At 33.7% G+C, this 22,597-nt stretch carries 34 protein-coding genes, 1 pseudogene and 1 other annotated feature; of the genes and pseudogenes, 19 read left to right on the top strand and 16 right to left on the bottom strand.

From position 1 onward, the window contains the following. Nucleotides 1-42 precede the first annotated feature (42 nt). Together NKG37_RS21490 and NKG37_RS21485 are read left to right on the top strand one after the other, a co-directional pair. Nucleotides 43-243, top strand: a complete 201-nt coding sequence (locus tag NKG37_RS21490; protein ID WP_016203920.1) for a cold-shock protein — start codon at nucleotides 43-45, stop codon at nucleotides 241-243. A gap of 271 nt (nucleotides 244-514) precedes the next feature. Further along, a complete protein-coding gene (locus tag NKG37_RS21485; protein WP_016203919.1) occupies nucleotides 515-910 on the top strand; it encodes a hypothetical protein in 396 nt (131 codons plus the stop codon). 56 nt (nucleotides 911-966) lie between these two features. Here the strand turns inward: NKG37_RS21485 and NKG37_RS21480 are convergent, their stop codons facing one another. Further along, complete coding sequence (locus tag NKG37_RS21480; protein ID WP_016203918.1) at nucleotides 967-1,257, bottom strand: DUF6509 family protein; 291 nt, start codon at nucleotides 1,255-1,257, stop codon at nucleotides 967-969. A gap of 456 nt (nucleotides 1,258-1,713) precedes the next feature. Between NKG37_RS21480 and NKG37_RS21475 the strand changes: the two genes are divergently transcribed. Continuing rightward, nucleotides 1,714-1,917 carry a cold-inducible protein YdjO-related protein gene (locus NKG37_RS21475; protein ID WP_198013216.1) on the top strand — a complete coding sequence of 68 codons (204 nt, stop codon included), beginning with the start codon at nucleotides 1,714-1,716 and terminating at the stop codon, nucleotides 1,915-1,917. Nucleotides 1,918-2,092: 175 nt separating this feature from the next. On the opposite strand, the gene NKG37_RS21470 is transcribed toward NKG37_RS21475, so the two are convergent. The 5 genes from NKG37_RS21470 to NKG37_RS21450 form a co-directional block, all read right to left on the bottom strand. After that, entirely contained in the window at nucleotides 2,093-2,785 is a 693-nt protein-coding gene (locus NKG37_RS21470; RefSeq protein WP_169188713.1) for an LrgB family protein, read from the bottom strand. Further along, a complete protein-coding gene (locus tag NKG37_RS21465) occupies nucleotides 2,782-3,153 on the bottom strand; it encodes a CidA/LrgA family protein (protein ID WP_169188712.1) in 372 nt (123 codons plus the stop codon). Before NKG37_RS21465 ends, NKG37_RS21470 begins: the two co-directional genes overlap by 4 nt. Before the next feature lie 163 nt (nucleotides 3,154-3,316). After that, nucleotides 3,317-4,192 (bottom strand): LysR family transcriptional regulator, encoded by an 876-nt coding sequence (locus NKG37_RS21460; protein WP_169188711.1) that lies wholly within the window; start codon nucleotides 4,190-4,192, stop codon nucleotides 3,317-3,319. Between the two features lie 92 nt (nucleotides 4,193-4,284). Then, nucleotides 4,285-4,467 (bottom strand): hypothetical protein, encoded by a 183-nt coding sequence (locus NKG37_RS21455; protein WP_016203913.1) that lies wholly within the window; start codon nucleotides 4,465-4,467, stop codon nucleotides 4,285-4,287. 566 nt (nucleotides 4,468-5,033) lie between these two features. Next, on the bottom strand, nucleotides 5,034-5,360 hold the full coding sequence (locus NKG37_RS21450; RefSeq protein WP_016203912.1) for a hypothetical protein: 327 nt from the start codon (nucleotides 5,358-5,360) through the stop codon (nucleotides 5,034-5,036). 302 nt (nucleotides 5,361-5,662) lie between these two features. Between NKG37_RS21450 and NKG37_RS21445 the strand changes: the two genes are divergently transcribed. Continuing rightward, complete coding sequence (locus tag NKG37_RS21445; protein ID WP_016203911.1) at nucleotides 5,663-6,175, top strand: pyrophosphohydrolase domain-containing protein; 513 nt, start codon at nucleotides 5,663-5,665, stop codon at nucleotides 6,173-6,175. Nucleotides 6,176-6,662: 487 nt separating this feature from the next. On the opposite strand, the gene NKG37_RS21440 is transcribed toward NKG37_RS21445, so the two are convergent. Genes NKG37_RS21440 through NKG37_RS21425 form a run of 4 tightly spaced genes read right to left on the bottom strand, consistent with a single transcriptional unit; the run spans nucleotide 6,663 to nucleotide 8,294 of the window. Next, complete coding sequence (locus NKG37_RS21440) at nucleotides 6,663-7,484, bottom strand: DUF3298 and DUF4163 domain-containing protein (RefSeq protein WP_254415325.1); 822 nt, start codon at nucleotides 7,482-7,484, stop codon at nucleotides 6,663-6,665. Beyond that, the gene (locus NKG37_RS21435; RefSeq protein ID WP_016203909.1) at nucleotides 7,474-7,701 is read right to left on the bottom strand and encodes a hypothetical protein; all 228 of its coding nucleotides are present in this window, start codon (nucleotides 7,699-7,701) and stop codon (nucleotides 7,474-7,476) included. Before NKG37_RS21435 ends, NKG37_RS21440 begins: the two co-directional genes overlap by 11 nt. Nucleotides 7,702-7,712: 11 nt before the next feature. Next, entirely contained in the window at nucleotides 7,713-7,943 is a 231-nt protein-coding gene (locus NKG37_RS21430) for a hypothetical protein (RefSeq protein ID WP_101731041.1), read from the bottom strand. A 27-nt stretch (nucleotides 7,944-7,970) separates the two neighbouring features. Continuing rightward, complete coding sequence (locus NKG37_RS21425; protein ID WP_016203907.1) at nucleotides 7,971-8,294, bottom strand: ArsR/SmtB family transcription factor; 324 nt, start codon at nucleotides 8,292-8,294, stop codon at nucleotides 7,971-7,973. A gap of 175 nt (nucleotides 8,295-8,469) precedes the next feature. On the opposite strand from NKG37_RS21425, the gene NKG37_RS21420 reads away from it, so the two are divergent. From NKG37_RS21420 to NKG37_RS21400, 5 genes are all read left to right on the top strand, one after another. Next, nucleotides 8,470-8,853: a PH domain-containing protein gene (locus tag NKG37_RS21420; RefSeq protein ID WP_016203906.1), complete on the top strand. Its 384-nt coding sequence runs from the start codon at nucleotides 8,470-8,472 to the stop codon at nucleotides 8,851-8,853. A 173-nt stretch (nucleotides 8,854-9,026) separates the two neighbouring features. Continuing rightward, entirely contained in the window at nucleotides 9,027-9,785 is a 759-nt protein-coding gene (locus NKG37_RS21415; protein WP_016203905.1) for a class I SAM-dependent methyltransferase, read from the top strand. Between the two features lie 106 nt (nucleotides 9,786-9,891). Continuing rightward, nucleotides 9,892-10,146 (top strand) — a binding site (T-box leader). Nucleotides 10,147-10,279: 133 nt separating this feature from the next. Continuing rightward, nucleotides 10,280-11,923 carry a methionine--tRNA ligase gene (gene metG, locus NKG37_RS21410; RefSeq protein ID WP_169189686.1) on the top strand — a complete coding sequence of 548 codons (1,644 nt, stop codon included), beginning with the start codon at nucleotides 10,280-10,282 and terminating at the stop codon, nucleotides 11,921-11,923. A 191-nt stretch (nucleotides 11,924-12,114) separates the two neighbouring features. Further along, entirely contained in the window at nucleotides 12,115-12,600 is a 486-nt protein-coding gene (tnpA, locus tag NKG37_RS21405) for an IS200/IS605 family transposase (RefSeq protein WP_061800923.1), read from the top strand. Between the two features lie 420 nt (nucleotides 12,601-13,020). Beyond that, nucleotides 13,021-13,536 (top strand): hypothetical protein, encoded by a 516-nt coding sequence (locus tag NKG37_RS21400; RefSeq protein ID WP_016203903.1) that lies wholly within the window; start codon nucleotides 13,021-13,023, stop codon nucleotides 13,534-13,536. A gap of 12 nt (nucleotides 13,537-13,548) precedes the next feature. On the opposite strand, the gene NKG37_RS26195 is transcribed toward NKG37_RS21400, so the two are convergent. The 3 genes from NKG37_RS26195 to NKG37_RS21390 all read right to left on the bottom strand — a co-directional run bounded on the left by NKG37_RS26195 (nucleotide 13,549) and on the right by NKG37_RS21390 (nucleotide 15,046). Next, a complete protein-coding gene (locus tag NKG37_RS26195; RefSeq protein WP_263479859.1) occupies nucleotides 13,549-13,683 on the bottom strand; it encodes a hypothetical protein in 135 nt (44 codons plus the stop codon). A 203-nt stretch (nucleotides 13,684-13,886) separates the two neighbouring features. Further along, on the bottom strand, nucleotides 13,887-14,069 hold the full coding sequence (locus NKG37_RS21395) for a hypothetical protein (protein ID WP_016203902.1): 183 nt from the start codon (nucleotides 14,067-14,069) through the stop codon (nucleotides 13,887-13,889). Nucleotides 14,070-14,215: 146 nt separating this feature from the next. Then, nucleotides 14,216-15,046 carry a type II toxin-antitoxin system SpoIISA family toxin gene (locus NKG37_RS21390; RefSeq protein WP_016203901.1) on the bottom strand — a complete coding sequence of 277 codons (831 nt, stop codon included), beginning with the start codon at nucleotides 15,044-15,046 and terminating at the stop codon, nucleotides 14,216-14,218. Between the two features lie 224 nt (nucleotides 15,047-15,270). On the opposite strand from NKG37_RS21390, the gene NKG37_RS21385 reads away from it, so the two are divergent. From NKG37_RS21385 to NKG37_RS21365, 5 genes and pseudogenes are all read left to right on the top strand, one after another. Next, entirely contained in the window at nucleotides 15,271-15,801 is a 531-nt protein-coding gene (locus NKG37_RS21385; protein WP_254415324.1) for a GNAT family N-acetyltransferase, read from the top strand. A gap of 23 nt (nucleotides 15,802-15,824) precedes the next feature. Continuing rightward, nucleotides 15,825-16,397: a histidine phosphatase family protein gene (locus NKG37_RS21380; protein ID WP_254415323.1), complete on the top strand. Its 573-nt coding sequence runs from the start codon at nucleotides 15,825-15,827 to the stop codon at nucleotides 16,395-16,397. Further along, the gene (locus NKG37_RS21375) at nucleotides 16,390-17,058 is read left to right on the top strand and encodes a Type 1 glutamine amidotransferase-like domain-containing protein (RefSeq protein WP_254415322.1); all 669 of its coding nucleotides are present in this window, start codon (nucleotides 16,390-16,392) and stop codon (nucleotides 17,056-17,058) included. The genes NKG37_RS21380 and NKG37_RS21375 overlap by 8 nt, the downstream gene beginning before the upstream one ends. A 272-nt stretch (nucleotides 17,059-17,330) precedes the next feature. After that, a pseudogene (locus NKG37_RS21370) lies at nucleotides 17,331-17,873 on the top strand (GNAT family N-acetyltransferase). A gap of 77 nt (nucleotides 17,874-17,950) precedes the next feature. Further along, nucleotides 17,951-18,295 (top strand): PH domain-containing protein, encoded by a 345-nt coding sequence (locus NKG37_RS21365; protein WP_101731046.1) that lies wholly within the window; start codon nucleotides 17,951-17,953, stop codon nucleotides 18,293-18,295. Between the two features lie 121 nt (nucleotides 18,296-18,416). Here NKG37_RS21365 and NKG37_RS21360 read toward each other — a convergent pair whose 3' ends face one another. After that, on the bottom strand, nucleotides 18,417-18,797 hold the full coding sequence (locus NKG37_RS21360; protein ID WP_101731047.1) for a DUF4183 domain-containing protein: 381 nt from the start codon (nucleotides 18,795-18,797) through the stop codon (nucleotides 18,417-18,419). 143 nt (nucleotides 18,798-18,940) lie between these two features. On the opposite strand from NKG37_RS21360, the gene NKG37_RS21355 reads away from it, so the two are divergent. From NKG37_RS21355 to NKG37_RS21345, 3 genes are all read left to right on the top strand, one after another. After that, entirely contained in the window at nucleotides 18,941-19,276 is a 336-nt protein-coding gene (locus NKG37_RS21355) for a DUF4183 domain-containing protein (RefSeq protein WP_101731048.1), read from the top strand. A 21-nt stretch (nucleotides 19,277-19,297) separates the two neighbouring features. Then, nucleotides 19,298-19,693 carry a cupin domain-containing protein gene (locus NKG37_RS21350; protein WP_254415321.1) on the top strand — a complete coding sequence of 132 codons (396 nt, stop codon included), beginning with the start codon at nucleotides 19,298-19,300 and terminating at the stop codon, nucleotides 19,691-19,693. Between the two features lie 83 nt (nucleotides 19,694-19,776). Next, a complete protein-coding gene (locus NKG37_RS21345) occupies nucleotides 19,777-19,956 on the top strand; it encodes a hypothetical protein (protein ID WP_101731049.1) in 180 nt (59 codons plus the stop codon). A 78-nt stretch (nucleotides 19,957-20,034) separates the two neighbouring features. Here the strand turns inward: NKG37_RS21345 and NKG37_RS21340 are convergent, their stop codons facing one another. Further along, nucleotides 20,035-20,649 carry a DedA family protein gene (locus tag NKG37_RS21340; protein ID WP_016205386.1) on the bottom strand — a complete coding sequence of 205 codons (615 nt, stop codon included), beginning with the start codon at nucleotides 20,647-20,649 and terminating at the stop codon, nucleotides 20,035-20,037. A 218-nt stretch (nucleotides 20,650-20,867) separates the two neighbouring features. Here NKG37_RS21340 and NKG37_RS21335 point away from each other — a divergent pair, with 218 nt between their 5' ends. Both NKG37_RS21335 and NKG37_RS21330 read left to right on the top strand, forming a co-directional pair. Further along, nucleotides 20,868-21,119, top strand: coding sequence for a hypothetical protein (locus tag NKG37_RS21335; RefSeq protein WP_254415320.1), 252 nt, complete (start codon nucleotides 20,868-20,870; stop codon nucleotides 21,117-21,119). A gap of 7 nt (nucleotides 21,120-21,126) precedes the next feature. Next, nucleotides 21,127-21,480: a hypothetical protein gene (locus NKG37_RS21330; protein WP_016205384.1), complete on the top strand. Its 354-nt coding sequence runs from the start codon at nucleotides 21,127-21,129 to the stop codon at nucleotides 21,478-21,480. 228 nt (nucleotides 21,481-21,708) lie between these two features. Here NKG37_RS21330 and NKG37_RS21325 read toward each other — a convergent pair whose 3' ends face one another. After that, a complete protein-coding gene (locus NKG37_RS21325) occupies nucleotides 21,709-22,482 on the bottom strand; it encodes a YhfC family intramembrane metalloprotease (RefSeq protein WP_254415319.1) in 774 nt (257 codons plus the stop codon). Nucleotides 22,483-22,597 lie beyond the last annotated feature (115 nt).

The raw sequence follows: 22,597 nt of genomic DNA, 5'->3' as shown, positions 1-22,597 counted from the left end.
TTAAATATATCCTTGTTATTTAAATCTAGGAGGCAATAAAAAATGGCAACAGGTAAAGTAAAATGGTTTAATTCTGAAAAAGGATTTGGATTTATTGAAGTGGAAGGTGGAGAAGATGTATTTGTACATTTTTCAGCTATCCAAACAGAAGGATTCAAAACTTTAGATGAAGGTCAAGAAGTTAACTTTGATATAGAAGAAGGTAGCAGAGGACCACAGGCTGTAAATGTGACAAAACCATAATTGTAATAAAGAGTCCATGGGGGCTCTTTTTCTTTGTATGTTTTCTAAAATGCTGTTTTCGCAAAGTTTGTCTCTATTACCCGCAGTCGGAATACACTTCGCTTTCGGAGTCTTCGTGTATTCCGACTGCTCTATTTTTTCCAATTAATTCTTTTCTCCTGTTGAAAAAACAACAATCTTTTAGAAAATAGCCTTTTCTTATAAAAGGTTTGTCTTTGCTAATTGAACTGTAATTGTTTAAAATAATAGAGAATAGAAAGAGGTGCTTAACATGAAAGAATTTACAGTGCATTTCCATGCGGAAGATGGAGTCGATCAAATGATTGTTCAAAAACTAAGCGAGGACGATTTTAATCGTGTGACAAGTGGTGGAACGAGACAATTATTTGAATTAGATACAAATATCGGATTCTTTATTTATTTTGATGCTGAGGATGAGACTGGAAAAGAATCATATTTAGTTCTTCAGTATGAAGAAGAGAAGGAAGATCCAACTGCATGCTTTAGTTTTCAACTAAAAGATTTTTATCAATTTGTTGCCTTGCACTTAAATGATTTACAATATGAAGAGGATGAGGACGAAGACGAAGAAGAATTCGGTCCTATTCATTATCTTGCTCATTTAATGCATCATATTGTGGAAGATGGAAAAACAGTAGAAGTTTAATTTTACAAATCAAAAAAGCTGAGTGGGGTATTATCCTTCTCAGCTTTTTTGATTCTTTAATTTTCTTCTAAGTAATGCTCCTTACAAAATGCTTGTATTTGCTCTAATTCGTCTTCTTCTAAGCCGTAATCCAAATATTTATTTTCCAAGCTATTATAAAAATGATAATTCAATATACGTGATCCATTATCGTCTACAGAAAAAAGAACTTTTATCTGTAAATGATCTTCAACCGCTAATTCATCCTCTTCATCGAACTCGACAGTCAGGAAATACTCGTATCTTTTACCAGTTAAGATACCGGTAGGATCTTTGATTTCCTCAATTGTATATTCTTTAATATTCACTACCTAAACCTCCAATATTTCTTACCATACAACCTAATAGTGTTTTCACTCTGAAAATAATATCATATAAAAGAAGGAATAGCTAATTGTATTGATTTAAAGCTTAAAAAACCCAATTGTGTGAAAAAGAATTAGGTTAGAAAATTTCTTTGAAATAATATTTGCAATAGATATATGAAGTGTGGCATAATGAAAAGTTTGACTTCTTTATTATTTTATGTTATATTTAATACTAGTTGTTAGTTTTGATTTATATTTTGTTTGGCACTTGTTTAGGGATTTTTTATTGTTTTCTCTGGTTTACAAGTGTTTTTTATTTTTTTATGGTGTTAAAGTCTATGGCTGTTCAACCTAGTATTTAGTTTTCGCAAAAGCAATTAATTTGCGAATAGAATGAATGATGAACAACATAGCTATTAACAAAAAATTAGCTTCCTGGAGGTGCTTCATTTGGCAATGGGATTTGGTAGAAGAAATAATGAAGAAATTGTTAAAGAAGAAGTGGTGGTTTGGGATTGTGTTTCAGAAACTTGTAAGTGTTGGATTCGTGATAATTTCAAAAGCAGTGAGACACCAAAGTGCCCAATCTGCGGAAGTGAAATGGTACAAACAACTAGAGAACTTCAAGTAGTTAATAATAATAGCATATATTCAAAATAAAAGAGGAATTTTCCAATAAGGATGGACCTCACAAGATTTTTCCATTCGATAGAAATAATCGTTTGGTGAATCTTGTATGGTCAGATCCAATGGTGGAGAGGTCTTTTTTTTTGCAATATTATACATCTTATTAAAAAAAGCAGAGAAAATGATATTCATTTTCTCTGCTTTTTTATCATGCAGTAAAGCTAAGCATTAATGGAATTAATGAAGTTCCCCACAAGACAGTAATCCATGCAGCCAAAATCATTGCTAACGTTGAGAAAGTTGCTTCTTGCTCTCCGAATTCCATCGCTTTGGATGTTCCGACTCCATGTGCTCCCATACCGAGTGCTAAACCTCTGGCAATCGGAGAACGAAGGGATAACCATTTTATTGCATAGGGACCGATAATTCCTCCTAATACACCAGTGATAATCACAAATATCGTTGTTAATGTTGGAAGACCACCAATTTCTTCTGAAACGACAATGGCGATAGGAGTAGTTATCGAACGAGGTAAAATACTCATAATAAAGTCACTGTTTAAACGAATTAAAATCGATAATAAATAAGAAGAAATAATTGCAACCAATGTACCCGTTGTAACACTAATAATAATAATGGAAAAGTATTTCTTTAATAAATGTAAATTTTTATAAATTGGCACAGCAAAAGCAATGGTTGCAGGTCCTAATAAGTGCGTTAATGGCTGTGCTGATTCCATATAAGTTGTTGCTGGTATACGAAAGACAGTAATAAACAAGATAAGCAATAATGGAGTTATTAACAATGGATGAAATAATGGTATATTCCATTTTTTATAGCATGCTTTGGCTATACGATAAAGCATATAAGTGATAACAGTTAGAATAATTATTTTCATCATTTGCTAAAACGTCTCTTTCTATTGTAAATTTTTTCAGCAGTAAATCCGGTAGCCCCCATTACAATAAATGTGCTTATAGCGATAAGTAATACTGTTTCAATTCCCTTAATATTTAGAATTTCATTGTAATTAACAATTCCGACAGCTGATGGAATGAAAAATAACAACAATTCCGCTAATAACCAAGCAGCTCCTTTTTCGACCCATTCTACTTTTACTAATTTTAGTTTTAATGCAACAAATAGGACTATCAATCCGATCATTGAAGCGGGAATTGGTATAGTTACGATCAACTTAATTGCTATTCCGATAAACAAAAAAATATGAAGGAATAAGATTTGACCAGCGATTATCAATATATTCTTCAAAAGCAATCACCTTCTGATATTCATTTGATGGAATGAAAGCTTCCATCCTCTTTGCTATATGAATATCATACGCTTATCATTGCTATTCGTAAAATACATACTTATTATAGTTAATATAACTAAAAGTTATAATGGGTAGCTTCTAATCGAACGGGAAAGGAATTCATTCATTATTAAGAACAAAGTCAATGAATCTTCTGCTAGCTACAGATAAATACCGATCCTTTTTAGTTATAATCACCAGTTCCCAATTCGTTACTGGTTCTAAGTCAATAAATCGTACTTGATTATTGTTTGCTCGATTGCAAATAGATTCTGGAAGTATCGAAATTCCCAGGTTTGCGGCAACAATCTCAACCATAAAGTCCCATTGGGAGCTCTTAAAAATAATGTTTGGCTCAAATCCTTCTTGAATAAATTTTCGTCTCATTATTTCATACAAAGCGAATTCCTCACTGTAGAAAATAAATTCCTCTGCTTTTAATTCTTTCATATGAACCTTTTTTCTATTTGCAAACCGATGAGATTCAGGTACAATTAATTTCAACGCTTCTTTTACAAGGGGAAAAATATGAAAGGAATCATCGGTTAAAGGAAGTACCGCAACACCCATCTCGAATTCACCCTCTTCGACACTTTTAACAACTTTGGCAGCCCCATACTCTCTAATATTAATTTGGATGTTCGGATATGCTTTATGAAAGGCAGCGATTATTTTTGGGAAAAATAAACTACCGATAATCGGCGGGAGGCCAATATTAATATTACCTCTCGTTAAATTCGTCATATCGTGCAGGGTAAATGACATTTCTTCTACTTGGGCAATGATTTTTTGTGCATATTCGAAAACAACAGAACCAGCATCCGTTAGCTCATGGGTTTTATTGGAACGGTGAATTAAAGTTAAACCGATTTCTGATTCTAAACTTTTGATTGCTTTGCTTAGAGCAGGCTGGGATATATGAAGTTTATCAGAAGCTTTTGTCATATTTTTTTGTTTAACAACTTCTACAAAATAATGCAGCTGTCTTATTTCCAATTGTATTCCTCCTTTTATGATGGAAAAGGGCTGTCTCACTTTAAGAGACAGCCTTCCAACTTATATATACTGTTTAAATGCCTGGAAAATGGTTATTTTGGTATTTTTTTCAGTAGGGATAAATTTCTGATCATCGATCCGATAAACATAGTACCAGCTCCTCCAAAAAGAAGGATTAATAAAGTTTGCTTGCTTATAAGATCAAGTGGATAGAGAACACTACCTAAGATTGCGAGAAAACCAATTAACGTTAAAAACCAACCAAATTTTGTCATAATAAACTTCCTGTCTTTAAAAATATATTTAACTAATTACTTATTTTACGCAAATCAAGAGGGAAGTACAACTATTGTAGAATTCTTTTTTATCGAATTTGTTAAATCTAACAGTTGCCATAAGATTATCCCATTTCTAACGGCCAGTAAGACTCCAGCAAGAAGAGCAGGAACAAGGTAATGAAACTCTTCCCTAAAGGTCCAAAAAGTAACCTCCAATGAGTATAGAAATACTTATTATTCTTATTTTTTTTGTTTTTGAGGAGGATTTTAGGTTTAAACCTAATAGGAAGGTGGTATAGATAGATTATCAACTTAAGAAAGGTGTGTACATCATGAGCATTTTTCACGAGTCAAAAGACAAGATAATTTTTACGCATAATTGGAAGGATAACTTAATCGCGCACAAAAAGTACGAAAATCTCTATAAAAAAAATCATGCAGAATTGATATATAGTAATTTTTACCGCACCAAACCACGCAAACAAAATGAAAAAAATAAAAGACTAGGGTGGACTGCATCCTAGTCTTTTTTATGCTTCGATATAATTATAATTGCTAATATTTTATTGAGCCATAGATGTTTCTTTCAAATAGTCAGAAAAGACTTTTTCCACAAGAGTTTGTTCTTGGATGTCATCAGAACTATGTAAATCCTTAATACAGACTACGTAAACTGATTTCACAAATAAGTGAAGTGCTTCATCATCGCTTAATTTCTGGATTTTCTTAATTAGTTGATGATCAGTAATGTAATTAACGATACGACCAAGGAATTCCTTCGGGTAATCTTTTGGCTGTTTGCCTGTTTCTTCTTGAAAAATTCCCCCTTGTCCTTCAATTTCGACATGACGTATTACTTTTTCTAATTCTTGAATACTAAATATCTCCATTGATCATACACCTCTTTCCCTCTAGTATTATAACAGGCTATTAAACAGTAGTAAATTGGTGTTTTTACACTATTTGAAAATGCTTTGTTTTCTAGTGTTTCAAAGGTGTTATATAAAAGATTCAGAGAATGTGATGATAAGGCTTTTTTACTATTAGTTAATGGCTATCTAACTATAAAATTACGTAAAAACTCCACAAAAAAGCGAATCTAATGGTACAATAGTTTTTATAAATTTAACTTGTCCTTTTTCTAGTAATAATGAAAAGGAAAGAAAAACAAGTGTGACAAAAAGGAGTAATAATGGATAATAATAAAATGTATCATATGGTAAAAGATTTTCATGAAGCATTTGGCCATGTAGTAGGAACAAAGCCTACTGCTATTGATGAAAAAACAGCTGTTAATCGAGCTGTTTGGACAGGAGAGGAATTGGTCGAATTTTTATATGCAACGGCAGAAGGAGACGAACATACGTTTAAAGTATTATATGAACAGTTTTTAACGGGATTAAAAAAAGCAGCAGATAAAATACTTACAGAAAAGAAACCAATTGATGATAAATTAGTAGCACAAATGGACGCATTAACAGATGTAGAGTATTTTAATCAAGGAAGTTTTGTCATTGCTGGGGTAGAACCATTTGCCCTTTTCCAAATTGTACAAGAGGCAAATATGGGAAAGTTATTTGAAGATGGTAAACCAAGATTCAGAGAAGAAGACGGGAAAATTATTAAGCCGCCAAATTGGGAAAAAGATTTTGCTCCAGAAGGCCGGTTGAAAGCAGAAATAGAAAGACAAAGAAAAAATAAATAAAGAAAAGGAGGATGGGACATAACTAAATAGATACTCTGTAAAGACGAACAATTTCTAATATAGCTAATAAATAGCGGCTGCTTTCGCATACTTTTTACAAGAGGAAATATAATTAGTTGGAAAAACAGAGCAGCCGGAATACACGAAGACTCCTATGGGATTAGCGAGACAGTCTGAGACCCTGCAGGCCACAGGCCGAAGCGGCTCAGCGCGAGCCCCATGGAAAGCGAAGTGTATTCCGGCTGCGGGGAATCGCACCAAACTTCATGGAAACATCCTTTGAAAAACAAATAAAAGCCCGAACAATTATACGGAACATTCATTAGCATCTTCGTATAATTGTTCGGAATTATCCTTGGCTGGAATACTTATGTCCCAGCCTCTTTATCCTACTCTTAAGGGGTAGTATGACTTTCAGTTCAATCGGAATGTAACAAATCATCCTTGGTTGATAAGGAAAACCCTTACTGATGGAAGTTTTCTTTATTTAAAGATTATTCTTTTTGAATACAGAAGTAGGAATTAATATTGTAGGGTTTCCAGAAGAATATGGACCCACTTCGTATTGTTGAAATATTAATTCAATCCCTTTGTCAGCTAAATAGAAGTTTGTCTGATTAGTTACTTTAAAATTAGTAAATTCCGAAGGATCGGAATAGAAAATTTCGGGACGTTTTTTCATATATGCCAATGCGTAATTTGTTACCTTCTCATACTCTACCTCTGAGGAGAAATAGTCGTCTAATGTTAATTGGTTCCCTGATTTAAGATCAAAATTATATGTCGTGATAACAGTATTACCGTGTGCACCGCCAGTAAATTGGTAATCACTTAATAAAATACTCAATTTATTGTTACTGTTGTATTTAACCTGGTAGTTAGTAATATACTCATATTGGCATGTTGCTGGTGATTCTTTACACATGGGCTCTTTTTTTATCTTCTCCATATCTTTCATTAATTTTTCATATCGATTATAGGAGTCTTGAATATGTCGAAAAAGAATTTTGTTAACTTTGTTTTGCGCTATATTATTAGGCGCACTAACAAGAGATGGATATTTTAAATTCTCTAGATTTTTGTATTGTTTTGTCATGACAACATTTGGTGTTTTTATTGCATAGGCAGATAGCGGTTGAATTGAAAGGATAAGGATCTGCATAACAATAATTAGTTGAATAAGTAATTTCGCTTGCTTGTTCATATAATTCTCCATTCTTCCGAATATTAGTACTATTTTCTTACTAATGTGAATGGATATGTATGGTGATAATTGGAAAAACGCTAAACCATGTAGATTATTCCACATTTTTTAGCGTTTTTTCAATAGATTGTAGGTGCTCATTTAAATCATTTATAATCGTCATTTGCTGTTTGTGAATAGAAAGGCTGTTTTTTTCTACCTTTAATCTTTCAATCGCTCTTGCTTCTTTACGCTTTAGAAAACGTACTGTGATAAAAATAAGAAGCAATGGAATGAAAATATAAAGGATTAAGGTTGGCAAAGCTAAAAAAATTAAGCTCATTTTTTTCTCCCTTAATTTGTCTCGTTTAACATTTTTTCAATGTTGACAATTTTTTCTTTTACTTTGTTCAGTGTGTCTATCTGTTCTTTTTGATACGCTACATTTTCTTTTTCGATGTTTAGCTTTTCATCTGCACGTGCTTCCGCTCTCTTCATATATCTCGCCAGATAAAATAAAAAACCAAGTATGAGAAGAATCGGAAGTAGGATGATAAAGATATTAATAATACCGAATATCTCCATTTAATTACCTCCTAAATGATTTGATTACTATTCCTTTCTTTTCTTAATCGTGACACTGTCAGCCAAGTCTGTTATTAGTTCTTCTGTTAAAGGAAGATAAAATGGAATTAACTCATAGTACTTCATTGCTTTTCCATCCTCAGAAATTTCATGATGTCCATTAATCAATTTTGCGTTTTCTAATTTTTGTAGATGTAAATATAACAAAGGTCTACTGATTCCTAGTTCTCGTGCTAACTGACTGACATATTTTCTTTCTTTTTGCAAGATGGCGACAATTTTTAATCGATAAGGATTAGATAATGCTTCCAGGACGAGTAGTAATTGGTCTCCGTTTTTTATATGTTCCATATGTAAGTATTTTATTACAGGTGTAATTAAAAAACAAGAGACTAATTGGAAAATATCTTATGTTTTGCAAAGAAAGAGTAGAAAGAGGATAATTAAGTTTGAATTAGCAAAAAGAAAATGAAACTTTTAAAGTAATTAATCAGTACATAAATAAAAGAAGATGGAGGCTGATAAAATGGGTTTTTTAAATGGGCTAATGGGGAATGCAAGTGCAGCAGACGTAAAAGAATTAGAAAAGGAATTAAGCAAGGTAATTGGGTCAAGTGAAACAATTGAGTTAGCATATAAATTAGTAAGAGATCTGATTGTGTTCACTGACTTACGGTTAATTCTCGTTGATAAACAAGGATTGACAGGAAAAAAAGTCGAGTACTTATCTGTTCCATATAAAAGTATTTCTCGATTTAGCATTGAAACAGCAGGTCATTTTGACTTAGATGCTGAATTAAAAGTTTGGATTTCAGGGGCAGAATTGCCAGCTATATCCAAACAGTTTAAAAAAGACAGCAGCATATATGAAGTGCAAAAAGCACTCGCAAGTTATGTAGCAAAAGCATAATACAAAAGGAACAGTTCTGTAACTACAATAAACCGATACGGGACTGTTCCAAAAAAATATAGAAGGAATGTAATGTTCTTTGTGGAATATTTATTTAGTATAGTGGGAATAGGATAAAAGATTAGTGCATGCGGGGAGAAGGAAGGGAATTTGTTTTAATGAGGGGGAATAAAATGAATTCAGAAGCGAAATTCACAGGGAAGTCCGCATTATACGACCGTTATCGTCCAGGTTATCCAAAACATTTCATGACGGAGCTTATTACAGAGTATATCGGTAGCAAAGATCATTTTGTTATTGCAGATGTGGGAGCGGGTACGGGTATTTTTACGGAACTTATTGCTAGTATTGGTACAGAAATTATCGCGGTCGAACCTAATAATGATATGCAATCCATTTTAAAAGAAAGAATGGAAGGGCTACAACAGGTAACTTGTATAAATGCTTCTGCCGAAAATACTGGCATCTCTGAAAATAGTGTTGATTTAATAACGGTTGCTCAAGCATTTCATTGGTTCGATACTGCTGCTTTTAAAAATGAATGTGAACGTATTTTGAAGAATGATGGCTATGTGATGCTTATTTGGAATAGTCGAGACCATACGAGTAAGTTAAACAAAGAAACAGCAGAAATCTCAAAAAAATATTGTCCAAATTTCCAAGGATTTAGTGGTGGAATTAATATTGATCATTTGGATTTACAGCAATTTTTTACGAATGGTTACGAACATTATGCTGTATCAAATCCATTAAAAATGAGCAAAGAATATTTTATTGGCAGAAACCTATCCGCTTCCTATGCACCAAAAAAAGATGACTTTTTGTATGATGAATTTGTTGAGAAATTAGGATACTTATTTGAAAAGTATAGTAAAGATGGAACCATTTTAGTTCCGAATGACTTACATGTTTATGTAGGCGTTATCATTTAAGGTGTTTGGGAAGAAAACTGGTTTATCCACTCTTAACGGGAAGTAATCTAATTTAAAAACATATTGACAATTAATGAAGAAAAAATTACAATCAACCTTAATAAAAATGATGGCGTTGATAAGGAAAAGTAAATAAGGCAGTATTTTATAGAGAGCTTCCGATGGTGGAAAGGAAGTAAATGAACCTTATTGAAAATGACCTTTGAGCTTCGTACCGAAAACGATAAGTGAGTAGACTACGACGAGATAGGCACTCGTTATAACAGCAGCAGTATCTCTTTTTGAAGACGTACTGATTAGAGGCAAATAGTGCAAATTGTTTGCGAAGCTAGGTGGTACCACGGGTAAACTCGTCCTAATCTTTTTAGATTAGGGCGTTTTTTTATGTGTTTTAAAGAGAGGAGGAATTAAATTCGCTAGTGTATTTTTGAACAGATGCAGACAAATTCAATTGTAGGCAGCCGAATTAGACAAATTATTTGGGAGGAATAATGATGACAATATTAATAGGAGGCGCTTGGCCCTACGCAAATGGCTCTTTACATCTTGGACATGTGGCAGCATTACTACCTGGAGATATTTTAGCAAGATATTTTCGCCAAAAAGGAGAGAATGTCCTTTATGTTTCCGGAAGTGATTGCAATGGTACACCAATTTCCATTCGAGCACAGCAAGAACATATCACTGTTCAAGAAATTGCCGATCGATACCACCAAGAATTTCACCAATGTTTTTTGCAGCTAGGCTTTTCTTATGATCTTTATACAAGAACAGATGCTTGGCATCATCATCAATCGGTTCAGGAGATTTTTTTAGCCTTATTAAAGAATCAGTATTTGTACAAAAAAACGGTCGAGCAAGCTTATTGTCAAAAAGATAATCAGTTTTTACCTGACCGTTTTGTAGAAGGAATTTGTCCTCACTGTAAACAAAAAGCTAGAGGCGACCAATGTGATTATTGCTCAAGCATATTAGATCCTCTTGAATTAAAGGAAAAGCGATGTAAAATTTGTGGTGAGGAGCCAGTAATTAAACAAACAGACCATTTTTATTTTGCTTTTAGCAAGTTTCAAAAGGAGATGGAATCCTATTTAAAAGAAGCGATAGATAAGGAGCTATGGCGCGAAAATGCACTTGCCTTAACGAAACGATATTTACAAGAAGGACTTCCAGACAGAGCAGTAACTAGGGATTTACCTAATGGGATTGATGTCCCGCTAGAGGGCTTTGAAGGCAAGAAGATTTACGTCTGGATTGAGGCAGTCTCGGGATATTTAACTGCAAGTATCGAGATTTGTAAAAAGACAGGTCTTAATGTGGAAGATTATTGGAATGACAAAACGACTTCTTATTATGTACATGGAAAAGATAATATTCCCTTTCATACCGTTATTTGGCCCAGTATTTTGCTCGGGCTAGGGAGAAAATCTTTGCCAACACATATCATCTCCAGCGAATATTTGACATTAGAAAAAAGGAAGTTATCGACTAGCCAAAATTGGGCTGTTTGGGTCCCCTATATATTGCAGAAATATAATCCTGATTCCATACGCTATTTTTTGACCATTAATGCACCGGAAGCAAGAGACACTGACTTTTCTTGGCGAGAATTTATTTATAGCCATAATAGTGAATTATTAGGAGCATATGGGAATTTTGTAAATCGGACATTGAAATTTATTCAAAAAGCGTACAATGGTAAGATTCCGAAAAGACAGGTTTCCAAAAGCATTATTGCTGTAACGGAAGAAGTTTATCAAAGCTCAGGTCAATGGATTGAAAAAGGAAAAGTAAAAAAAGCACTAGAAGAAATCTTTTCTTACATTCGTTATGCCAATCGATATTTTGATCAAGAGAAGCCGTGGGAACAAGTGAAAACGGAAAAAGTGGCTGGGGAAATTACTTTAGCCAATTGTACTTATATAATTGTAAATTTAGCACAGCTTTTAGAACCTTTTGTGCCGTTCTCCACACACAAGATTAGAGATATGTTAGGGATTAGAAAAGTGGAATGGAAGCAGCAACAAACACTTCCGCCTGAAATAAAGTATGTCATCCCACTCTTTGAGCGATTGGATGTAGAACTAATAGAAGAAGAGCTACAGATATTGCTAGAAGGAGCAAAAAATAAGGACTAGATGTTCTTTTACTAATAACATCCCTTTTCCAGTAATTCTTGGAAAAGGGATGTTTTGTTATAGAAAAGAAAACCCTGGGCTATGCCTAGGGTTCCAAAAAGCTTACAGCGTGGTATTAAAAAAACTTCCTCGTGGTGCTAAAATATTTTTTGGTTCGCCAACCGAAAATAAATAGCCAGGAGGAAGTCCTTATGTCAAAAGACAATAATAGTTTAGCACACACAACTTGGAATTGTAAGTATCACATAGTATTTGCACCAAAATATAGAAGACAAATAATTTACGGGAAAATAAAGAAAGATATTGGGCAAATCTTACGTACCTTGTGTGAGAGGAAAGGCGTAGAGATAATAGAAGCAACTGCGTGTAAGGACCACGTACATATGTTAGTGAGTATTCCGCCAAAATTAAGTGTATCAGCATTCGTAGGATATCTAAAAGGAAAAAGTAGCTTGATGATATTTGATAGACATGCACAACTGAAATATAAGTATGGAAATCGAAAATTTTGGTGTACAGGATATTATGTAGATACGGTAGGAAGAAACAAGAAGGTAATTGAAGAATATATCCGTAATCAAATACAAGATGATCTAGTCGCAGAACAATTAACGATTATGGAATATATTGATCCATTTACAGGGGAAGAAGTGAAGAAAAAGAAACGAAAAAATTAGGAGAGAAGGCCTTTGAGGTCTGGCCAGTAGAAGTAGTACAATTGGCGAACCTTTCAGTAGCCCTTTAGGGTTTGGTCAGTAACAAAGGCTTTCAGCCGCAGAGAAAACCACCCGTTCTCACGGGTGGTCCTTATTTTAATGAAGTAAATCGAATACGCTGTAGAAAATTGCTGTTTTTTCAGGAAAGATACAGGAAAATGGCTAGCAGCTATCGAATAAAAAAGTATTATTGTTTTGTTTTTAACCTTTTTATAAAGCATGGAATATATTATGTTAAATACATTACTTTGTACGGAAGCTTGACTATTCGGCAATATATTCATTGTTATGGAATAGACTAGAGTAAATAAACAAAGAGTGAAATGTAATGACGTTTGTAGTAGCTGGAGTGAAGTAATAAATAAGTAGGAGGGAGCGGAAATGAAGTGGACTGAGTTTGTATCACAGGGAAAGAACAGAGTCTTACCAGTTATTGTTGAGGTATACGGGAAAAAATACCCACATTATGCAAGTAAGCTTTATCCCATATGTTATACAAGCTTTAATGATTTAGGTATTCTTTTTACACCTTGTGGATTGTTGAGAAGAAAAAAGAAGCGGAATTTGCAAACGGTTCGTTATAAAGAAATTGTTTCAGTAGAATTTAATGTGCAACGTGTCCCAACTGTTTTTTTATACCTTTTAGGATCATCGCTTCATTTAGATATTATTATTCACTTAAAGGATTCTTCCACTTTGCATTTGGAGAGTGAAGATATTAGCCTTTTTCCGGAGTTGGTTAAGCTATTAAAGAAACACAAAGTGTTTATTAAAGATCCTTTAAAGCTTCAATCGATTCTCAAAGAGCAACATACAATGGAAAAGTTTTATAGCTATTTAGATCAGCATTTAGAAACAGACCCCCATCATAATGGCAGAGAGCCGAAAATAAAATAAGAACGGATAAGTTTAGATCTTCCTTTGGTCCAATGCTTCTAAGATAGCTATTGTGTTTTTATTGTAAATGGAAACAGAAAAATGCATGGCTGGTACAGTCATATGTCTTCGATTTGGATTCATGTTTTGTTTTCTTTTTAATGTCATATCTGAATTGCCTCATTACTTTTTATATACAGGTTTTCCATTGTTTTAGTGTTTTTATACAAATATTAAGTAATTGTAATGTAGTCTACGCTGTTCTCTAACTTTTTACTCTTTTTCTTGTGATACAATAAAAAAGCAGAGTCTTAGAAAATGAGTAATTTCTTTCGTAAAGAACTCTTCTCATTTCCATAGACTCTGTTTAATTATGCCCGTTTAGCTAGTAAGTTTAATGCTTTTTTATTCATGTCATGAATATCTTCAAAAGTTTCTGACACTGCTACCGTCATTTTTCTCCTATTCGGATTCATTGATTTTTTTGGCTGTTTCTTCGATTTATTGAATGGGGTAGGAGTGGGAGCAGTTGCAGCGTTTTTTTTGTCTGCCATATCAATTCCTCCTTTTTAACAAAATTTGATGATGAAATTCTTGCACAAGCTACTAATCTCCAAAACTATAAGTTTATTAATTGTGAAAAATGCTCATGCTTTTTTATCTATATATTATTATACTACAGAACATCTAAAATGGAGACTTAAACCATGTACCAATCAAAAATTTGTGCGAGGTTAAGGATATGGGAAGCATCAATTCCGTCGACTTCCACAAAATTTGAACTAATTCCTATCAACATATTATAACTTTCCCCATAATATGCAACGATAAAAACATTCTTTGCCCGTTCTTCTTCATTTGTACCATGACTTGGGTCTTTTAAAGGGATACTTTTCCCATCAAGCAGGTATTGGACCATGCTATCTCTTACTTCTCTATCTACAAAGTTAATATTATAACAAATTTCTACACTATTAAAAGCTGCTTCTAGGTTGCGTTTTAATTCATCAGCACTGGCACTTATGGCAAATGGAAAAATTGCAATATGAAATTGAAAAGTGTCTGCGTATAGATTTAAATAGGCTCGTAGTTCATCTTTATATTGGCGCCAGTGTTGGGGAGGATTGCGATCCATAAAATGATCAGCAGTTCTGGAAATAACTTCGGTAAAGTTCTGGACTTTTTTTGCGTTGTAGCCTAAAACTTCTTCATTTTTGCGAATTGTTTTACGTATGTAATTGCTATGCTGGAATTCTGTGTTCCAAATCTTAAGAATGTCTGGTGTTTGAAAAACGGCTATATCAAGAAAAACAGCCGCACAAACAAAAGACAAAATCGTTTTCCAATCAACAATTTGAAGTTGATCTGAAAAGATTCCAAGACAGATTAAAAGAAAAAACAATACATAATATGATTTTCGAATCGCCTGAAGATTCTCTACGTATTTATCTGTTCGCCACCAAAAATAGATGAGTGAAAGCACGATCAACAAGATAACTGCAGAAATAAAGCCAAAATAGATTGCTGTCAAAGGTTGTCCTCCCAATATTTTCATATCTATTATTATAGCATGCATTCAGTATAGGAATGAATATTAATAAAAATGAAATCGTTTTCTAATCTCAGGCGTATAGATAGTATCAATGCAATCATTATCCGATATTTCCCCTAGGCTAATTCTAGGATTTCTATTATAATAAGAAAAAAATGGTAAACCGAAACTTAGTAAAAACGAACATAGAAAAGAGGAATAGGATGTTTCCAATATTAGAGACAGAAAGACTGATATTAAGAGAGATTGAAAAAGAGGATGCTGCAGATTTATTTGCCTATTTTTCTAATGCTGAAGTAATGCGCTATTATGGCCAGGAGGCATTTTCGAGCATCGAGCAAGTCGAAACAATAATTGGGCACTTTTCGGAAAGTTTCCGAAATCATCGAGGGTTAAGATGGGGCATGCAAATAAAAGGAACTTCCCGACTTATTGGCACACTTGGTTTAAATAATTTAGTTCTTTCCCATAAAAGAGCGGAGATTGGATACGAAATTCATCCCGATTATTGGCGAGCTGGATATGTTTCAGAAGGGGTAAGAAAAGTTGTCTCCTACGCATTAGAAGAGCTTCAATTAAATCGGCTAGGAGCGATGATTTATTTAGAAAACGAGGCATCAAATAAACTTGCTCAAAAGCTTGGTTTTCAGCATGAAGGCATTTTGAGGAAATATTATGAACAGAATGGGAAGGCATTTGATATAAATGTATATTCCATCGTTAAAGACGCCTAAATCTGTATGATGGGATGAGAAAAGTGGAATCTAGAACAACGATCTATTTAGTCAGGCATGCACACTCCGTATACTCCTCAGATGAATTAGGTAGACCTTTATCGGAGAAAGGTATATCGGATGCTAAACGAGTAGCAAAACGAATGGAAATGGAATCTGTCGATATCGTTTTATCAAGTCCATATAAGAGAGCGATCCAGACAGTAGAAGGAATTGCAGAATATTTCCACGCAGACATCAAGCTTATCTCCGATTTTAAAGAACGGGTGTTAGCAAAAGGATCTATTAGTGATTTTGATACTGCAATCGAAAAAGTATGGAAAGAAGAATCTTTTGCCTGGGATGGAGGAGAGTCTAATCTAACTGCACAGAAAAGAGGTGTCCGAACATTATTTCAAATACTAAAACAATATGAAAATAAAAGGATTGTTATTGGTACACATGGAAATATAATGGTCTTAATGATGAACTATTTTTCAAAGGAATATGATTATCAATTTTGGAAGAATTTACAGATGCCGGATATTTATAAATTAATATTTGATGGCAATCGACTAATGACTGTACAGAGAATATGGGAGGACAGTAATGGATAAGCATCTATTCTTAATGGGTGGGGGACCGCCATTTACTTGCAAAATGGCAAAAAAATTTACGGAATTGGTCTCCGCACGAGCTGGGAAATTATCTTTGCTTATTCTGGAAAGAGCAAATTGGACAGAATATATGCCTAAGTATACAAAAGTATTGAAGGAATACGGGATAACGGAATTTCAATATATACCTTTACCAACTGTCTCAGTGGAAGAGGCTAAGCAGCTACTGCTGAATAGTGCAGGAATTATTATCGGTGGCGGGAATTCAGAACTGTATGCAGAGTATATTGCCGAGACAACTATTTCAAAGATACTCAAGAAACAATATTCGGCAGGAATGCCAATCGCCGGATTTTCAGCAGGTGCTCTGATTAGTATGGAGAAATGTATTATTTCAGCAAAAGATAATGCGGATGGAGTTTTTAAATATAAAGCTGGATTAGGTTTGTTAAAAGATACGGTTATTGCCGTTCATTTTAGTGAGTGGATGGATGAAAGCCATTTAAGAACTGCGGTCAAAATGTTTCAACCTCGCTTTAATTTTGGAATCGACGAAGGTACTGGAATGTATTGGTGTAATAATACATTAATAGGGATAGAAGGAAAGGGAGTTTATCGGTTAAAAAATGATCATCTTGAAAAAATAGACAAACCAATGTAGATAATCATTTCATGAAATTTTACGCAATCAAATAATTAGCATAAAAAACTAATTATCAATAGGTAAAATACTTATGCTAAAAACCTTACGTTGCATATACGCAATGTAAGGTTTTTTATGAAAAATGGAGCATTATTCCATCTTAGGTTGACGACAATCAAAGCAGCTGGATGTTTAAACTCTCCTGTACTTTATTTGTAATATTGTCAGAAAAATCTGTTGTTTTTATATAAAAAGAATGGTTAAAATAAATGGGAGAGAGGAGAGGTAGTATGATACAAACAACGGAACAGATTTACATAAGATTATTTGAAGAAAAAGATGCAGAAGGATTATAGCAGCTCGAATTAACGAATAGAGAATTTTTCGAAGCTTATTCCATTGCTCGCAAGGAAGAGTTTTATACATTAGATTTTCAGCAGCAATTAATTAAAACATGGAAAGAAAATGAGAAAAAAGATGTCGATTATCACTTTGGGATATTCTTAAAAGAATCAGATGCGTTAATTGGAAGTGTTAATCTCTATATGGTAAGAAGAGAACCTGCTCACAATGCTATTGTTGGTTATGTCCTTGATAAAAATCAAAATGGTAAGGGTTATATGACTATCGCTGTAAAGCAATTAGTTGATTATGCATTTAATACCCTTCATTAGCACCGATTAGAAGCAGGTGTGATGCCGCATAATATCGGTTCGATTCGTGTATTAGAAAAGGCTGGTTTTCACAAAGAAGGAATAGCAAAAAGTAATGTGAAAATTAATGGACAATGGAAAGATCATCAAATACTGGCTATTATTAATCCTAATGATTAAGTAAAAATAAATAATAAGGAAACTTTTTCCTGCTTCGTCCGTAAGTAGTTTTAGAAGCAGAAGGAGGAGGAAGCCGGATGATAGCAGACTTACAAACAATTGAGCAGCAATTAAAAAATAACGAAACGATAAAAGGAACAATCAGATGTTCATTGGAAGTGTTTATTTATAGAAAGATAGTTCGTCCAGGTATCCTTGCAGCAACTGAAAAACGATTAATCTTCTGTGCGGATTCCATTACTGGAAATGAATTGAACGAAAGCTTTGAGTATGTAAATATGGAAGATATTCAGTTAAAGCAGGGAATGTTGAATCAGTACATAGCGATTAAATATAAAAAGGACACATTGAAATTTAAACAAATTACGAGTGAGAATGTAGAGGACTTTATTACGAAAATTAAATCGTATAATAGCCTTTGATTAGATGTTTAAGCTGATAGAAAATGTATCGAAGTAAAGGCTATGTTTTAGATAGTAAATATACGTAAAAAGAATACGACAGGCCGAAAAAGGAAATTATTCGGAGCCTATCGTATTCTTTTTACGTATTAATGGTTGCTTCAGAGGTAGGAGCGAAGTTTGTGATTTCTAAGACGACTGGAGTGTCTGCAATAATAGTAGAACCATCTGGAACTGTTATGACTAATCCTCCAACACCAGTTGCACCTGCTGTATATGTTAGAAGATCCTCCATTTGAAGTACTCCGTTAACATATACATTGAAATAACTATTATCAGCAGTTAGTTCTGGTAATGTTGTTGCTGCATCGCCAGTATCTGTCATAAAATCAGCTGCATCAATTTCTAATGTATCAGCACCTGTAATAGGGTCAGTAACAATATAAAAAAACCGATCAACTGTTGGAGCAGTGTCAATGTCAAGTGCTGCACTAACAGCAAGCTTCATAATTTGTAAGGGCATACGTTTCACCACCTTATACCATTATACTTCATGTTATGAAAGTAAACTGATAATGACTAGACATAATGGAAATATTCACAATATGTGCACCATCTGACTCTCTATTTATAAAATAACTATTATGGTTAAAAAAGGTGGGGAAGATGGAAAAACGACAAAAAGTGCCAAAACCATATTTGATGATGCCTGAAATACCTTCTGCAGAGATTTGTATACACATACCTAAAAAAATAATGGTATTAGAATATTTCGCTATTGCAGATGGAAGTAAGCATATTTTTACAGAAGAAGATGGAGTAAAAGAGTTAGGAAAACAAAAAATTCTAGATCCTTCAAAAGTTTCTTACATGAATTTGTTTATTAACGCTGTTTTACAGCCAAAGGAAAATTATGAAGTGTCCCAAGGAATGATCTGTCTAAAAACAGAGGATGTTCCGATATGTGGAGCGACTGTGGTGTTGCAAATGTTTATAGTATGATGATAAAGGTCTGTCTTAAAAATGAAGGCAGGCTATATTTTAATTCACAATAATTTGTTTAAAGAAGAAAGGGTGACTGAGATGAAAGTAATCTCGATTGGAAAAGGAAACACTATCTTAAAATATGAATCTGTTGCTTCTAGCTACTGTAAAATAATGAAGACAGAGGAAGCAACGAACATTGGGATTATCTCTATAGAGCCTAACGGAATCTTAGGCTATCATCAAGCTCCAGTTCCACAACTATTCCATGTTGTTGAGGGAGAGGGATGGATTAGAGATGGTTCTGAAGAGAAGATTCCAATTAAAAAGGGATATGCTGTATTTTGGGAGCAAGGAGAATGGCATGAAGCAGGATCAAATACCGGCTTGACTGCAGTAGTTATTCAAGCGGTAAACTTAAAAAATCCTTTTTAACAATACATAACTAAATATCCAGTCTCTCTCATAAAATATAAACAGAAAAAGACAAATTACTAAATGGAGATGTGGGGATTAAAATGAAGAATAAACGATTCCTATTGAAGATTTTCTTTCTTGGAATTATCGCTTTCTTTTTTATTGATTTTCTAATTCATGCAAGAATTATGATTGTTTATCCAATGAAGATTAGCTTTATATTTTTTATCGTTTTTATTAGCATATTATTTTATTTCTATCATCGAATGCGAAAAAGGTAGCTTGTACCATAAAAAATTTCATTTTCGATAAAAAAATCATCTCATGGGGAAATCCCATGAGATGAAAAATAAACATCATTATTTTTGTTTTATTACTCTTTTATAAATATAAAGCCCGATGAAAGCAAGTCCTATAATGGCAATAAGCGCGTATGCGACATTTGAGTATAAATCCATGTAATGAACGATATCTTCCCATGAGTCACCCACTGCCGCCCCAATGCGAATTAGAACAAAATTCCATGTGAAAGTACCAATTGTTGTTAAAAATAAAAAGATACCAAAATTCATTTTTGCCATACCTGCTGGAAGCGAAATTAAGCTGCGAATAAGTGGAATAAAGCGACAGAAAAAGACTGTCCAATAGCCATATTTTTCAAACCAACGATCTGCTTTATATAGGTCTTCTCTTTTTAATCGGAGGATATGCCCCCATTTATCAACAATTTTTTCTAATCTTTTTATTTCTAAAATGGAACCGATGTAATAAAGAATGATTGCTCCAAGAACCGATCCAATTGTAGAAACGATGACAACTCCTGTTACAGTCATCCCTGTTTTTACAGTCATCGCACCTCCAAAGGTTAAGATTACTTCTGAAGGAATAGGGGGGAAGATATTTTCGAGCGTAATTAACAAAAGTATACCTATGTATCCGAAATTTTCCATTGTTTCTAAAATCCAATTTTCCATTCACTGCACTCCTTAAACTACTATTTCAATTGTTTTCCTATTTACACACATAACCGTATCTTATCATAAGGAGATAAAATCTTCTAATAATATCTTATTTATACGAGATACATATCATTCATTTTTCCTATAAGGTGATGTTGTTATTTGGTAAACATGCAAAAATAAGGATGAAAAAATGAAGAGTTTTCTAGATTGGAGCAAGCAGATGTTTGATTTTGGAGGATACACAACAATGGTATTATGAATCATTCCCAGAAGTAATGGAAGAAGAATTAGATGATGAAGAATATGCATCTTATCAAACAACGGAGCGCTTTCCCTATATTCTATTGGGTGCAACCTCAAAGTGGGGAAGTGGCTATGAATCTACTATTTATATTGAAACAGATGGAAAAGGCATGATTATATCAACTGAAAAGAGTCAGTACTATTTTCGAACCTCTAAATCTATCTTAAGAGGGAGGTAGCAATAAAATGAGGTATAAATGGTTATGGTGTTTACTAGTTGTAGTAATGATTGCTATATGTTTGTATATTTTCCTTCCCATAACTGATAATCATCGTACGCCTTCTTCAATCCCAAATGAAAATCGTTTAAAGAAAATGATTTTAGACACTGGTGAATTAAATATAGATACTGTTTTAAAACAGATTGCCTTAGAGGGTAAGCATGTTTTTATTCCTCATCTTTCTAGTGATAAACAATATGGCTATAGTTTATTAGAATGGAAAGATAATAAATGGGAAGTAATCTATATAACATCGACAGGGGAACCACTCCTATGGAAAATTGAAAATGAATCCGGTACAATACCGAACTCATTTTGAACAAGTTGCCTAATGAAATAACCGTGTCTAACTTTTAGGGGTCACTACACAATAGATATCAAAAACGATTAAACGGCCTTAGCCCTATGGAATATAGAGTTAAAGCCGCTTAGATCTTTTTTATTATTTCCACTGTCTACTTGACAGTGGGCAGTTCACTTTGCATGTACGTATAATCGTTCGGGGTTATTTGATTGAAAATACTTATGTCCCTGCTTCCATAAAAGTTTAGTTCTCAAATTTTGGCTTCATTTTCACAATAAAGACAATAGACAGAACAGCAACTACCCCTAAGAATATTTCAATTACAACTAGGTTTGTCACAGTTCCTGCTTGATAAAGTGCTGGCAAGAAATTAATAGCAGCATGAATAAGTATCGCGTAAATAACATACTTAAATTTTTGCTGTCTAACCGCATATAGTACTAAAATCGATAAAGCAAGATGCAAAGCTAATGCAAAGACTCGTTCTAAACCGCCAGTCGCAAACAGCATTATATTTGCCTGTTCAAATTGTTCCTTTATGCTGTTAATTTCTTCAGGGGTGGCTGCGGCACCTAATATCGTTTCTAAGTTTCCGGTTTTTATCATGGAGGAGATAAGCAGAGAATTCAGCGCACTCATACCACCAATAAATATAGCTTCTATTCCACCATGTCCTAATCCATAGGAAAGTCCATCATTAAATTGATGATGTTTTTTCAATAAAACCGTAAAAGCAAAATAGCGCCCAATTTCTTCAAAAAGACCAGCAGCTAGGCCGCCATATAAGGCGAAGATATAAGGATTCGTGCTCCATTTTAATTCAGTGCCAGTTGGAGCAAGCACTAGGAAATGAACGACTTTTTCTAAGATCTGTGAAAATACAATAAAGATAAGTATACCAATAAGTAAAGACTTCCATGACATCATTTTTTTTCTTTGTAAATATACCATAAGCAAGATAGGAAGTAACACAGCAAGTAATACTTGTAGAGAGATTCCTATATAAACAGAATTCATTATTTTTCCCCCTCTCATTCTACCGTATTGTCAAAACTTTATATAGAAATAGGCTATTATATCCTATAATAGAGGGCTTTTTGAGCAAAAAAATTGCCACCCCCTGAATTCTAAG

This window comes from Niallia sp. RD1, from assembly GCF_024219955.1.
Lineage (GTDB): Bacteria > Bacillota > Bacilli > Bacillales > Cytobacillaceae > Niallia > Niallia alba.
Note: the sequence above shows the minus strand (reverse complement) of the source record. Positions and strands in the feature narration are given on the sequence as shown.